The following is a 13,174-nucleotide window of genomic DNA, read 5'->3' as shown; positions in this document are numbered from 1 at the left end:
ACACGCGCAAGTATGGTCGTCAGAGTGATCGAGGTGCCCGGCGCGCTGGCCGCTTCCCAGGAGAAATTCAACGGGGCGGCGGGCCGCGCGTTCGTCGCCGGTCTGCCCCGGCGGGTGGCCGGCTTCCTCGACCGGTGGCGGCTGCGGATCGACGGGCCGGCGATGCACGGCGTCTGCGCGCTGGTCCTTCCGGTCGTCCGCGCCGACCGCCTGCCCGCCGCCCTGAAGCTCCAACTGCCCGACGAGGAGAGTGCGGGAGAGGCTCCGGCGCTGCGGGTGTGGGGCGGCGCGGGGGCCGTACGGCTGCTGGAGCACGACGAGCCGACCGGCACGCTGCTGCTGGAACGGCTCGACTCCGCCCGCCCGCTGTCGCGCCTGCCGGACACCCGTGAGGCCGTCCTGGTGATCGCCGGCCTGCTGGCCCGCCTGACCTCCGTACCGGCCCCGGCGGGGATACGGCGGCTGGGTGACATCGCGGGGGACCTGCTGGAACGGACCCCGCGGTCGTTGCGGCGGCTGCCCGACGGGGACGACCGCCGGCTGCTCGCGGACTGCGCCGCCGCCGTGCGCGAGGTCGCCGGCGAGAGCGGCGACCGGCTGCTGCACTGGGACCTGCACTACGACAACGTCCTCGGCGCCGACCGCGAGCCCTGGCTGGCCATCGACCCCAAGCCGCTCGCCGGGGATCCCGGCTTCGAACTGCTCCCGGCGCTGTCCAACCGCTTCGAGCCCGGCGAGGTCGTCCGGCGCTTCGAGGCCATGACCGGGGCGCTGGATCTCGACCGGGACCGGGCCCGTGCCTGGACTCTCGGCCGTGTGCTGCAGAACGCGCTGTGGGACCTGGAGGACGGCCGCCCCCTGTCCCCCGAACAGCTGTGGATCGGCCGCGCCCTGCGCCGGTGACCGCCGCCGGACCGCACCCCGCGCCGGTGACACGCCGCCGGACGGCCCATCGGGCGTTCCAGCCGACTATCAGGCCATACGGTACAGAATATGACGAAACGCCATATCGCTCTGATCCTGAGCGCCACCGCGCTGGTCGGCTCGGGCATCGCCGCCGCCCCGCCGGTCCTGGCGCCCAGGACGCACCTGGTGCATCCGGGCCAGTCGATCCAGCGGGCGGTGGACTCCGCGAAGCAGGGTGACACCGTGCTGGTGCTGTCCGGCGTCTACCACGAGAGCGTCAAGGTGACGACACCCGGTCTGACCCTGCGCGGCACGGGCCGCGGCACCGTCCTGGAACCGGGCGGCCGCAAGCCCGCGAGCGCCTGCGGCAAGCGGGGCAACGGCATCTGCGTGGTGGGGGCCAAGGGCAAGCGCCTGAAAGGTGTCACCGTCTCCCGTCTGACCCTGACCGGTTTCTCCCACGCCGGTCTGATGGCCGTGGGCACCGACGGGCTGACGGTGCGGCAGGTGACCGCCGAGAAGAACGGGATGTGGGGCATCGCCGAGGAGCGGTCCGTACGCAGCGAGTACCGGAGCAACATCGCCCGGGGCAACGGCGACGCGGGACTCTTCCTGGCCAACACGGTCACCGCCGAGCAGGGCGCCGCCGACACCGGTGGAACGCTGATCGCCCGCAACCGGCTGGAGGGCAACCGGATCGGCGTCACCGTCCGCCGGCTGCGCGACCTCACCGTCACGGGCAACGACGTCTCCGGCAACTGCGCGGGCGTGTTCGTCGTCGGCGACGAGAACAAGCCGCGGGCCGGCGCGCTGACCGTGCGCGACAACCGGGTCGCGCAGAACAACAGGTTCTGCCCGGCGACCGCCCGGCTGCCCTTCCTCCAGGGCTCCGGCATCGTCCTGACCGGCGCCGAGCGGACCGACGTGTTCCGCAACCTCGTCGTCGGCAACTCGGGCAGGTCCCCCTTCTCCGGCGGCATCGTGCTGTTCAAGAGCTTCGTCGGCGCGGCCGGCGAGCGGAACCGGGTGAGCCGGAACGTGCTCGACGGCAACTCCCCGGCGGACCTGGTCAACCAGGAGAGCGCCACGCACCACAACACCTTCGCAGAGAACTCCTGCGGGGTCTCCAAGCCTGCAGGACTGTGCTGAGGCCGTGGTCACTCGTGGAACCCACGGGACCGAGAAGGAAGGAAGGCGGCACATGACGACCGCTCAGTCCGCCCCACCGCCGTCCATGCGGCTCAGGGAACTCGCGTTCGGGGCGGCGTGCGCCGCCGCCCTCCGCGCGGCCGCCCGGCTCGGTGTGGCCGACGCGCTCGGGGACGCGCCCATGGCCGTGGAGGACCTCGCGGCCGCCGTGAAGACCGAACCGAAGCCGCTGCGCCGGCTGCTGCGGGCGCTGACCTGCTACGGGGTCTTCACCGAGCAGCCCGACGGAACGTTCACGCACACCGACATGTCCCGGCTGCTGCGTGAGGACGACCCGGGCAGCCTGCGCTACATCACCCTGTGGTGCACCGAGCCGTGGACCTGGGACGCCTGGCCGAAACTGGACGAGGCGGTGCGCGCCGGCCGCAACGTGGTGGAGGACCTGTACGGCAAGGAGTTCTTCGTCCACCTCAACGAGGACGCCCCCGAGTCGGCGGACGTCTTCAACCGGGCCATGACGACCTCCAGCAAGCAGTCCGCGCGGGACGTCGCCGCGCTCCTCGACCTGTCCGGCGCCTCCTCGGTCGCCGACATCGGCGGCGGGCAGGGGCACGTGGTGGCGAGCCTGCTGGAGAAGTACCCGCACATGCACGGCACCCTGCTGGACCTGCCGCAGGTGGTGGACAACGCCGACCCCCGGCTGCGCGCGGGCGGCTCGCTGGCGGACCGGGTGCGGATCGTGCCCGGCGACTGCCGCGAGGCCATCCCGGTCAGGGCCGACGCCTACATCATCAAGAACATCCTGGAGTGGGACGACGACTCCACCGCCCGCTGCCTGCGCAACGTCATCGAGGCGGGCGGGCCCGGGGCGCGGGTCGTGGTCATCGAGAACCTCGTCGACGACACCCCCTCGATGCGGTTCAGCACCGCCATGGACCTGCTCCTGCTGCTGAACGTCGGCGGTGCCAAGCACACCAGCGCCAGCATGGCCGGCCGGCTGAAGGCGGCCGGCCTGGTCATCGACGACATCAGTCCGGTCAACCCCTACCTGCACGCCTTCGACTGCACGGTGCCCACTTGACCGGACCCCACCGGCGGCGCCGCCGCGACCTCCTCGGACACCGGCCGCCGGGCCCGCGACAGTGCGGGCCCGGCGGCCGGTGGCCGTCCGTGAGGGACCGGACGGCGCGTCAGGTGGCCTGGTTGGCGGCTCAGTCACGCTCCCACAGGTAGAAGCGGTGGGCCATCGCGTCCTTCGGCGAGCGCCAGGTCTGCGGGTCGTAGGCGCTGACGTACGCCGACAGCCGCTCGCTGATACCCCGGAACTCGGGGTGGCCGGCCACCTTGGCGATGGCGGGTCCCGGGTCCCGGTCCGCATCGATCAGGTGCATGTACACATCGCCGAACTGGTAGAGGCTGCGTCTGGTGACACCGACCAGGTGCGGCAGCTCCCCCCGGTCGGACTCCTCGAAGATCCTGGCGATGTCCGGGGCCGAACCCGGGGCCATCCGGGCGACGATCAGTTCTTGGTGCACGGTCCTCTCTCCGTCCGGCTCAGTCGTTGGTCAGGGCCGGCTCGGCCCGGTGCCCGGCGGCGGCCTTCTCGATCCTGTCGCGGATCAGGGCCATCTGGACCTTGGAGTTCTTGTTGATGTTGTCGGTCATCCAGTCGTCGTCGACCGGCGCCTCCGGCTTCATCGCGAAGTCCTGGGTCCAGATCATCCGCGTACCCCCGGGGACCTCCTCGTACCTCCAGTGGATGTTCATGTGGTCGAAGGGACCCGTCTCGACCCGGCGGGCCCTGACGGAGAGCGTGGCCCGGTCGGGCTCACGCTCGGAGACCCAGCTCCACACGGTGCCGTTCTCGTCCGGGTGCATGGTCAGGCGGAAGGTGCACTTGTCGCCTTGCTGGGACAGGATCTCGGCGGAGGCGTACTCGCTGAACAGCTGCGGCCAGTTCGCCACATCGTTGGTCATGTCCCAGACGAGATCCACCGGCGCGGCGATGGTGACCTCGTTCTCCGTGTGTCCGGCCATTTCTACGCTCCTGCCAGAAGGGTGCTGTTGACGAGGTCGAGGAACTTCCTGGGCGTCTTGCACCGCTCCGCGTCGGCCGGCATCGGGATGCCGTGCCGGTTCTCCAGTTCGCCCACGATGCCGAGCAGGCCGAGCGAGTCGATGCCGATCTCGTCGAATCCCGTCTCGGACCGGTCCGCCAGTTCCTGCGGGCTGACGGTGATCCCGGCGGCCTTCTTCATGAGTTCGGCCAGTTCCTCCACTGTGATTCGGTCACTCATGCGGTTCCTCTCCTTGTTGCTCCCGGTTGATCGTGGCTGCCTCGCTACGAGGCCTCGGCGGCACCGTGCCGCAGCACCAGCGCCGAGTTCGAGCCCATGAGCCCCCGGCTGAGGACCAGCGCCGTGCGCACCTCGGCGGCACGGGCACGACCGGTCACCAGGTCGAGGTCATGGCAGATGTCGGAGACGTTCGGGGTGGGCGGGATCAGGCCGTGCTCCATCGCGAGGACCGCCGCCGCCGCGTCCAGCACCGGAGCGGCGCAGTACGCCCGGCCGGTGCCCGTCTTGGGTGCCGTGACCGGCACGCGCCGGCCGTGCGCGCCGAGCGCGTCGGCGATGGCGAGCGCCTCGGCCCGGTCCGCCTCGGGGACGCCGAGGGCGTCGGCGAAGACGACGTCGACCTCCTCGGGCGCGCACCCGGCCTCGGTCAGCGCGCCCCGGATCGCCTCCGCCAGCCCCTCCCGCGACAGCTCCCAGCGGGAGGCGCCGGTGAAGGTCGCCGCGTGTCCGGCCAGGACGGCCCGTACGGGCACGCCCCGCTCCCGGGCCGCGTCGGCCGCCTCCACGGCGAGCATCGCGCCGCCCTCGGCCGGCACGAACCCGCAGGCGTCCTCGGTGAACGGGCGGTAGGCGCGCGCCGGGTCGGCCACCGGGCTCAGCTCCCGGTAACCGAGCTGGCAGACCATCGAGTACGGGGCCAGCGGCGCCTCCGTCGAACCGGCCACGATCACATCGGTGCCGCGCTGGACGGCACGGGCCGCGTGCGCGAGGGCGTCCAGGCCGCCCGCCTCGTCGGCGGCGACCACCGAGCAGGGGCCCTTGAAGCCGCGCCGGATGGAGATCTGGCCGGTGCTGGCCGCGTAGAACCATGCGATGGACTGCCAGGGGCCGACATACCGGCGGCCCTTGCTCCACAGCTTCTGGAGCTCCCGCTGGCCGAACTCGCCGCCGCCGGACCCGGCCGCGGTGACCACGCCCGCGGAGAACGGGGCCGCGTCGGTGTCGGCCTGCCCCAGCCGGGCGTCCTGGAGGGCCGCGTCGGCCGCGGCCATCGCGAAGTGCGTGAAACGGTCGGTCTGGACGAGGTAGCGCTCCTCGACCGCCGCCGAGGGTTCGAAGGACCGCACCTCGCCGGCCACCTTCAGCGGCAGGTGCTCGCAGCCCTCACGGGTCACGCGGTCCAGGACGTTCACGCCCTCCTGGGTGGACTTCCAGAAGGTGTCGGTGCTCGTGCCGCCGGGCGCGACGACACCGATGCCGGTGACGGCGGCCCGCCGCTTGCGCGGTGCGCTCATCGTGTCCTCTCCCTCTGCCGGGTCAGGATCACCGCGGACTGGAAGCCGCCGAATCCGCTGCCCACGGAGAGCACGCTGTCCAGCTTCCGCTCACGGGCGACCCGCGGGACGTAGTCCAGGTCGCACTCGGGGTCGGGGGTCTCGTAGTTCGCGGTCGGCGGGACCATCTGGTGGGCCAGGGCCAGCACGCAGGCCACCACCTCGATCGCCCCGATCGCCCCGAGCGAGTGGCCCACCATCGACTTGATGGAGCTCATGGGGGTGTCGTAGGCGTGGTGGCCCAGCGCCCGCTTCACCGCCGCCGTCTCGTGCCGGTCGTTCTGGCGGGTGCCGGAGCCGTGCGCGTTGACGTAGTCGATCGCGGAGCCGTCCAGGCGGGCGTGGTCCAGCGCGGTCTCTATCGCCCGCGCCATCTCCAGGCCCTCGCTGGTCAGTCCGGTCATGTGGTACGCGTTGCCGAACGTGGCGTAGCCGCTGAGCTCGCAGTACACGTGGGCGCCGCGGGCCCTGGCGTGCTCCAGCTCCTCCAGGACGAGCACCGCGCCGCCCTCGCCCATGACGAACCCGTCACGGGCGTTGTCGAAGGGGCGGGAGGCGTGGGCGGGGTCGTCGTTGTTCGGCGACGTCGCCTTGATCGCGTCGAAGCACGCCATGGTGATCGGTGATATCGGCGAGTCCGACGCTCCGGCTATGCAGATGTCCGCCCTCCCCTCCTCCACGGTGTGCAGCGCGTAGCCGACCGCGTCGAGCCCGGAGGTGCAGCCGGTGGAGACGGTCTGCACCGGCCCGCGGGCCCCGAACCGCTCGGCCACCGTGGAGGCCAGCGTGCTCGGTGTGAACGCCCGCTCCAGATACGGCCGGGCCCGCTCGTGGTCCACGTCCCAGCGCTCGCCACCGTGGCTGACCAGGACGTAGTCGTTCTCCAGCCGGGTGGTGCCGCCGACCGCGGTACCCAGCGAGACCCCGACCCGCCAGGGGTTCTCCCCGGCGAGGTCGAGTCCGGAGTCCGACACCGCCTCCTGGCCGGCGGCCAGGGCGAACTGGATGTAGCGGTCGCAGCGCGCGACCTGCTCCTCGTCCAGCCCCGAGGCCGCCGGGTCGAAGTCGCACTCGGCGGCGATCCGGGACCGCAGACCGGCCGGGTCGAAGAACGTGATGCCCCGCGTCGCGGTGCGCCCGTTCGCCAGCAGGTCCCAGAAGGCGGGGGCGCCGATCCCGCCCGGCGCCACGATGCCTATGCCGGTGACCGCCACCCTCCTGGTCATGATCGGACCTCTGCCACGCCCGCCGCCGGCGCCTCCGCGCCGGCCGCCGCCGGCTCGGTGCCCTCCGTGTCGACGTGGCCGAGCTGCGGGCGCGGGGCCAGCGGCCCTAGGTGGAAGACGATCCGCGCCTCCACGTCGCCCACGTTGCGGAAGCGGTGGCGCATGTAGGCGGGGATCATCAGACCCTGTTCCGGCCTGAGCGGGTGCGGCTCGCCGTCCAGGTCCACCTCGAGGTCGCCGCAGACGACGTACACGAACTCCTCGGAGTACGGGTGGTAGTGCTCCCCGATGCGGTCGCCGGGCTGCACGATGGCCACGCCCATGAAGCCGCTGGTGGAACCGACCGTGGCCGGGGTGAGCATGGCGCGCAGATCGCCTCCGCGCTTCGTGTTGGGCTCGGTCTCGCCGAGCTCCACGATCCTGGGCCTGGGTTTGATCACGTCGTTCCTCCGGTGGTGTGGTACGTCGGCTTCGGGATGCGTCAGGCGTCCGGCGCGGACCGGCGGTCGGTGATGAGGTCCATACGGGCGAGGGTGAGCAGACGGGCCAGGTCGCTGTCCTTCTCGGCGGCGCCCGCGTCGAGCAGGCCGGTCAGCTCCGACACCTTCGCGGCATCCACCAGCCCCAGCGCGGCGGCCGGGTCGGCGTCCAGCCCGCCGCGGATGTCGATCAGCCGGACGACGACGTCGTCCCGCTCGAAGACCGTGCTGCGCAGCACCGGGCTGTGCGGGTCCGCCGCGGCCCGCTCGTCCTGATGGGACAGCAGCTCCGCCAGCTTCATGCCCATGCCCTGCCGCGCCGGGTAGTACAGCGCGTGCCGCTCCGCCTCCGGACTCTCCTGGTCGGCCGTCACGTGGTGCACCGCGGGCAGCGCCGCCCGGGTGAAGAACACCCGTGCGGACTCCTGGTCGTTGAGGTCGCGGTCCTGCTCCAGGTAGGGGTTGAGGTCCTCCTCGACCTTCCGGATCTGCGGCTGCTGGGCCACGTGCCGCAGCGCCGCGAGGAGGTCGCCGCGCACCTCGATGGCCCGCACGACCCGGTTGCCGTGCATGAACAGGGAAGTGCGGCACAGCCGGGTGGTGCCGTCCACGTTCGCCTCGGGCGGCTCGTAGTCGGCCAGGATCTGGGCCACCTTCCGCTCGCTGCCCGGCTTCACCGTGAAGGTCAGCGCGTGCCGGATCACACCGTCCCCGATCCGCGGCGCGTCCTGGAGCCGGCGCTCGGCGGAAGCCGCGCCCACCTCCGTGTGGCCGGTCTCACGGACGATGTGGAAGCGCAGCGACCGGGTGTCCCGGATGCAGCTGTGCATCGGCTGCACCATCTGTACGTGCTCCTCGCTGTTCACCCAGGCGAGGAACGGCGGGGCGCTCTCCCACTCGCTGGTGATCAGCCACTGGGAGGGGTTCTCGACGGACTGGCACAACTGGTCGCTGACGTGCCCGGAGACGGACGCGACCTGCTTGCACATCTCCTCGTAGGCCTCCAGGAACTGCTGCTGGGCGCCGTCGTAGACGTTCACCAGCAGGACGACCCGGAGAAGGGAGCCGTCGAAGACGGACTGGGAGACACGTTTCACGGCCTGCTGCTCGGTCGGTTCTGAAACTCGCTCAGAGATGGCGGTCATCTGCGTACGTCTCCTTGGCGGTGCTTGGCGGGGCAGAGGAAACGCCGGCCGCGGGTGACGCGACGTCAGCGTGATCTCGATCCTGAGCCGGTCCCGATCGGTGCGCGACTCGTGTGCACCACGCGGGTGATCACAGGGGTGATTGGTGCCGCGGACGTACGCACGACGGCCTCCGGGAGGGCATGGACACTCCGATGCGCCCCACACCCGCACTCCCGCTCCTGGAGGCATCGATGCGCCAAGAAGCCGACCACCGGGTACCCGTCCTCATCGTCGGCGGCTCCCTGGTGGGCCTGTCCACCTCCCTGTTCCTGGGCCGCCACGGAGTGCCGCACATGCTGGTCGAGCGGCACTCCGGCACCTCCATCCACCCGCGTGGGCGCGGCAACAACGTGCGGACGATGGAGCTGTTCCGGGTGGCCGGCGTCGAACCGGACATCAAGACGGCGGCATCGCTGCTCGCGGACAACCACGGCATCCTCCAGACGCCCACCCTGGCCGGCGAGGCGGGCGAGTGGCTGTTCAAGCACATCGACCCGGACGGCGGCCTCGCCAGGTTCAGCCCCACCTCCTGGTGCCTGTGCAGCCAGAACGACCTGGAGCCCGAACTGCTGCGGGGCGCCCGGAAGCTCGGCGGCGACCTGCGCTACTCCCACGAGATGGAGTCCTTCGAGCAGGACGGCGAGGGCGTGACCGCGGTGGTACGGGACCGGGGCACCGACGAGCGGTACACCGTCCGCGCCGACTACCTGGTCGCCGCCGACGGTCCGCGCAGCCCGGTCCGGCGCCGCCTCGGCATCGGGCACAGCGGGCCCGGCGACCTGTTCGCCAACGTCAGCGTCACCTTCCGCTCCAAGCTGCTCGCCGAGGTGGTGGGCGAACGCCGCTTCATCTGCTGCTATCTCACCGGCCCGGACGCCGACGGGGCCCTGCTGCCGGTCGACAACAAGGAGCACTGGGTCTTCCACGCGCCGTGGCACCCGGAGCGGGGCGAGAGGCTGGAGGAGTTCACCGAGGACCGGATCCAGCGCCACATCCGCCGCGCGATCGGGGCACCCGACCTGGACGTGGAGATCACCGGCAAGGCGTCCTGGCGTGCCGCCGAACGGGTCGCCGACCGGTACTCGGCCGGACGGGTCTTCCTCGCCGGGGACTCCGCGCACGAGATGTCCCCCACCGGGGCCTTCGGCTCCAACACCGGCATCCAGGACGCGCACAACCTGGTCTGGAAGCTGGCCGCCGTGCTCGGCGGCTGGGCAGGCCCCGGCCTCCTGGAGACCTACGACACCGAGCGCCGCCCCGTCGCCACGGCGACCAGCGCCCGCGCCTCCGCCCGTTCCGTCGAGCACAGCCACCCCGGCTTCGCCCCGGCCCCCGGCATCGGCGGCGGCAGGCGCGGCGGCATTCTCAACGTCGTCCTCGGCTACCGCTACCCGCACGGCGCCGTCGTGGGCGCCGAGCCGGACCAGGAGGTCGTGCCGGAGGCGATGCGCCTGACCGGCGAGCCGGGCAGCCGGGCGCCCCACCTGTGGCTGCGCCGGGGCGGCGCGCGGATCTCGACGCTCGACCTGTACGAGCGCTCCCTGGTGCTGCTGAGCGACGCCCGGTCGACGGCGGGCTGGCACACGGCGGCCCTGCGCCTCGCCGAGAGCGACGGCGTGCGCCTGGACTCGTACCGCGTCGGCGCCGAGCTGACGTACGACCCGCACAGCGGCGCGGACGGAGCGGCACCCGACTGGGCGCGAGCCCACGGCACGACGGCCGACGGAGCCGTGCTGGTCCGCCCGGACGGGTTCGTGGCATGGCGGGCGGCAGCCGCCGCGCCGGACCCCGAGGCGACGCTGCGTCAGGTCGTACGGACGCTGCTCAGAACAGCCTGACCTGCAAAAACGAACGGAGGCCGCCCGCACCTCGTGGTGCGGGTGGCCTCCGTGTGTGGAGCCCCCTGTCGGATTCGAACCGACGACCTGCTGTTTACAAGACAGCCGCTCTGGACCAGCTGAGCTAAGGAGGCCTGTATGGGTGTGTCCGTGCAGTGTACCCAGGTCGCCGAGGCGGCCCGGCAGGAATTTCCGTGAAGTTCACCAGCCCACAAGTGCTGACAGACCAGGTGAACGCCGGGTACCGTCCTGTGCCAGTTCACCCGTGTGGACTACACCATCAACCACAACGGAATCACCCGTAGTGGCAACCACCTTCCTACAACGGATCGTCCGGCACGTTCCTGCCGGTAGAAGGGGGCCCATTCACCATGGCCACTGTCCAGTTCGACAAGGCGACCCGGATCTACCCGGGTTCCGACAAGCCCGCCGTCGACGCGCTCGAGATCGACATCGAGGACGGTGAGTTCCTCGTCCTGGTCGGCCCGTCCGGTTGCGGCAAGTCCACCTCCCTGCGCATGCTCGCCGGCCTGGAGGACGTCAACGGCGGAGCCATCCGGATCGGTGACCGCGACGTCACCCACCTGCCGCCGAAGGACCGGGACATCGCCATGGTGTTCCAGAACTACGCGCTGTACCCGCACATGACGGTCGCCGACAACATGGGCTTCGCGCTCAAGATCGCCGGCGTCAACAAGGCGGAGATCCGGCAGAAGGTCGAGGAGGCCGCGAAGATCCTCGACCTGACCGAGTACCTCGACCGCAAGCCGAAGGCGCTCTCCGGCGGTCAGCGCCAGCGCGTCGCCATGGGCCGCGCGATCGTGCGTGAGCCGCAGGTGTTCCTCATGGACGAGCCGCTGTCCAACCTGGACGCCAAGCTCCGGGTGAGCACCCGTACGCAGATCGCCTCGCTCCAGCGCCGGCTCGGCATCACCACCGTCTACGTCACCCACGACCAGGTCGAGGCCATGACGATGGGCGACCGTGTGGCGGTGCTGAAGGACGGTCTGCTCCAGCAGGTCGACTCGCCGCGGAACATGTACGACAAGCCCGCCAACCTCTTCGTCGCCGGCTTCATCGGCTCGCCCGCCATGAACCTCATCGAGGTGCCGATCACCGACGGCGGTGTGAAGTTCGGCAACAGCGTGGTGCCGGTCAACCGCGAGGCGCTCAAGGCCGCCTCGGACAAGGGCGACCGCACGGTGACGGTGGGTGTGCGCCCCGAGCACTTCGACGTGGTCGAGCTGGGCGGCGGCGCGGCGGCCTCCCTGTCGAAGGACACCGAGGACGCTCCGGCCGGCCTCGCCGTCTCCGTGAACGTGGTGGAGGAGACGGGCGCCGACGGGTACGTCTACGGCTCGGTCGAGGTCGGCGGCGAGCAGAGGGACCTCGTCGTCCGCGTCAGCAGCCGTTCCGTCCCGGAGAAGGGCTCCACGCTGCACGTCGTGCCGCGGCCGGGCGAGACCCACGTGTTCTCGACCTCCACGGGCGAGCGCCTGTCGGACTGACGCGTCCGCGGCTGACGCCTAACGGCTGAAACCTCGGGACGCCCCCGGGGGATTCACCCAAGTTGACGAGAAGGGCCCCGCGACCTGGCCGCGGGGCCCTTCTCCATGCCTCCGAACCACCCTGGCGCACCGGACATTTCGAGCGGTGTGCGTCAACACGTCATCCGGGAGAGAGGGGCTGACCATCCCCCGAAGGGGTGACTAAATGTCGCCAAATCATTACCGGGCGCTACCCTCACTCGCGTGAAGCACTCCACCAACCACCCCACGCGACGCGGCCCGGGCCCCGCCCGCCGGATCGGCCGCTCCCTCGCCCTCGTCCTGCCCGTCGTCCTGGTGCTCTCCGGAACCCTCGCGGTCACCCGGGTCAACTGGTCGGGGAGCCCCTCGAACTCGGTGCTGGCCGCGTCGGACGCCGTGGCCGTCGGCGCCCCGGCGAAGTCCCGCGCCCGCGCCCCGCAGGACGTGCTGCGCGACCAGCTGCTGACCGAGTTGCAGGACCAGAACCCGGGCGTGGTCCTCACCCACCTCCAGGAGGCGGTCAACGGCCGGCCGTCGCTGGCCGGCCACTGCGCCTCCATCGCCCGCACCCTGGGCCGCGCGGCCGTCCGCATCTACGGCCCCACCCGCGCCCAGTCCTACGCCCGCCCGGTCTGCGACACCTCTTTCGCCTCCGGCATCCAGTCCACCCACAACTGACACGCCACGGCCCCCTGGCCGGCTGAGCGAGTCCCTCGTGTCCGGGGCGGGCCACCTCGCGGGGCGGGGGCCCGCCCTGGACGCGACCGGGTGAACCCACGGAGCGGCCTGTGGCGGGCCCGGAGCCAGGGCGAGGCCACCTCGGCAGTGAAACCGGGCGAACCCATGTGGCAGAGGGGGGCACGCCAGGGCACAGCACGGCAGCGCGGAGGGCCGAGCCCACGCCTTGGCCGGGTAACGCAGCGGGGCAGCCCCGAGCCCGGACACGGCCCTCGTGACGCGCGCCCCGAACGCCGGGTCCAGCGACCACCGGACCTGGCGCAGACACCGCTCCCCACACCTGGGCCCGCCGGGCCGACCCGCCCCGCCCCACCGGGCCCCGCGCCGCGGACCTCGTGGAGAGCCCTGCCACTCCCTTCGGCCTCAGGTGCCGCATCGGCCCGCTGCCCGCCTCGCCCCGAGGCGCACCCGCCCCCGGCGGCGACTCGCGCCGACCAGGCCGCGCTGAACCGGCCCGTACCCCCTCGGCGCGGACCGCAGAGCAACCGCGC

At 71.9% G+C, this 13,174-nt stretch carries 13 protein-coding genes and 1 tRNA gene; 6 read left to right on the top strand and 8 right to left on the bottom strand.

Features of this window, described 5'->3' with window-relative positions:
* The first annotated feature begins 12 nt into the window (after positions 1 to 12).
* The 3 genes from TNCT6_RS16735 (at position 13) to TNCT6_RS16725 (ending at position 3,136) form a co-directional block, all read left to right on the top strand.
* Positions 13 to 903 carry an aminoglycoside phosphotransferase family protein gene (locus TNCT6_RS16735; RefSeq protein WP_141360122.1) on the top strand — a complete coding sequence of 297 codons (891 nt, stop codon included), beginning with the start codon at positions 13 to 15 and terminating at the stop codon, positions 901 to 903.
* A 90-nt stretch (positions 904 to 993) separates the two neighbouring features.
* A complete protein-coding gene (locus TNCT6_RS16730; protein WP_141360121.1) occupies positions 994 to 2,055 on the top strand; it encodes a nitrous oxide reductase family maturation protein NosD in 1,062 nt (353 codons plus the stop codon).
* A 52-nt stretch (positions 2,056 to 2,107) separates the two neighbouring features.
* Positions 2,108 to 3,136 carry a methyltransferase gene (locus TNCT6_RS16725; protein WP_141360120.1) on the top strand — a complete coding sequence of 343 codons (1,029 nt, stop codon included), beginning with the start codon at positions 2,108 to 2,110 and terminating at the stop codon, positions 3,134 to 3,136.
* Positions 3,137 to 3,266: 130 nt separating this feature from the next.
* Here the strand turns inward: TNCT6_RS16725 and TNCT6_RS16720 are convergent, their stop codons facing one another.
* The 7 genes from TNCT6_RS16720 to TNCT6_RS16690 are packed head-to-tail and all read right to left on the bottom strand — an operon-like array spanning position 3,267 to position 8,536.
* The gene (locus TNCT6_RS16720) at positions 3,267 to 3,590 is read right to left on the bottom strand and encodes a TcmI family type II polyketide cyclase (RefSeq protein ID WP_141360119.1); all 324 of its coding nucleotides are present in this window, start codon (positions 3,588 to 3,590) and stop codon (positions 3,267 to 3,269) included.
* A 19-nt stretch (positions 3,591 to 3,609) separates the two neighbouring features.
* Complete coding sequence (locus tag TNCT6_RS16715) at positions 3,610 to 4,092, bottom strand: SRPBCC family protein (RefSeq protein ID WP_141360118.1); 483 nt, start codon at positions 4,090 to 4,092, stop codon at positions 3,610 to 3,612.
* Positions 4,093 to 4,094: 2 nt separating this feature from the next.
* A complete protein-coding gene (locus tag TNCT6_RS16710) occupies positions 4,095 to 4,352 on the bottom strand; it encodes an acyl carrier protein (RefSeq protein ID WP_141360117.1) in 258 nt (85 codons plus the stop codon).
* 44 nt (positions 4,353 to 4,396) lie between these two features.
* Positions 4,397 to 5,647, bottom strand: coding sequence for a beta-ketoacyl synthase N-terminal-like domain-containing protein (locus TNCT6_RS16705; protein ID WP_141360116.1), 1,251 nt, complete (start codon positions 5,645 to 5,647; stop codon positions 4,397 to 4,399).
* The gene (locus TNCT6_RS16700) at positions 5,644 to 6,912 is read right to left on the bottom strand and encodes a beta-ketoacyl synthase (protein ID WP_141360115.1); all 1,269 of its coding nucleotides are present in this window, start codon (positions 6,910 to 6,912) and stop codon (positions 5,644 to 5,646) included. The genes TNCT6_RS16705 and TNCT6_RS16700 overlap by 4 nt, the downstream gene beginning before the upstream one ends.
* Positions 6,909 to 7,352 (bottom strand): cupin domain-containing protein, encoded by a 444-nt coding sequence (locus TNCT6_RS16695; protein WP_172632925.1) that lies wholly within the window; start codon positions 7,350 to 7,352, stop codon positions 6,909 to 6,911. The genes TNCT6_RS16700 and TNCT6_RS16695 overlap by 4 nt, the downstream gene beginning before the upstream one ends.
* 41 nt (positions 7,353 to 7,393) lie before the next feature.
* Entirely contained in the window at positions 7,394 to 8,536 is a 1,143-nt protein-coding gene (locus TNCT6_RS16690; RefSeq protein WP_141360114.1) for a SchA/CurD-like domain-containing protein, read from the bottom strand.
* A gap of 233 nt (positions 8,537 to 8,769) precedes the next feature.
* On the opposite strand from TNCT6_RS16690, the gene TNCT6_RS16685 reads away from it, so the two are divergent.
* Complete coding sequence (locus TNCT6_RS16685; protein WP_141366503.1) at positions 8,770 to 10,416, top strand: FAD-dependent monooxygenase; 1,647 nt, start codon at positions 8,770 to 8,772, stop codon at positions 10,414 to 10,416.
* A gap of 56 nt (positions 10,417 to 10,472) precedes the next feature.
* Here the strand turns inward: TNCT6_RS16685 and TNCT6_RS16680 are convergent.
* Positions 10,473 to 10,550, bottom strand: a tRNA-Thr gene (locus TNCT6_RS16680).
* Positions 10,551 to 10,787: 237 nt separating this feature from the next.
* On the opposite strand from TNCT6_RS16680, the gene TNCT6_RS16675 reads away from it, so the two are divergent.
* Together TNCT6_RS16675 and TNCT6_RS16670 are read left to right on the top strand one after the other, a co-directional pair.
* Positions 10,788 to 11,924 carry an ABC transporter ATP-binding protein gene (locus tag TNCT6_RS16675; RefSeq protein WP_141360113.1) on the top strand — a complete coding sequence of 379 codons (1,137 nt, stop codon included), beginning with the start codon at positions 10,788 to 10,790 and terminating at the stop codon, positions 11,922 to 11,924.
* A 243-nt stretch (positions 11,925 to 12,167) separates the two neighbouring features.
* Entirely contained in the window at positions 12,168 to 12,623 is a 456-nt protein-coding gene (locus TNCT6_RS16670) for a hypothetical protein (protein WP_141360112.1), read from the top strand.
* Positions 12,624 to 13,174: the final 551 nt, after the last annotated feature.

Source organism: Streptomyces sp. 6-11-2 (assembly GCF_006540305.1).
Classification (GTDB): domain Bacteria; phylum Actinomycetota; class Actinomycetes; order Streptomycetales; family Streptomycetaceae; genus Streptomyces.
Note: the sequence above shows the minus strand (reverse complement) of the source record. Positions and strands in the feature narration are given on the sequence as shown.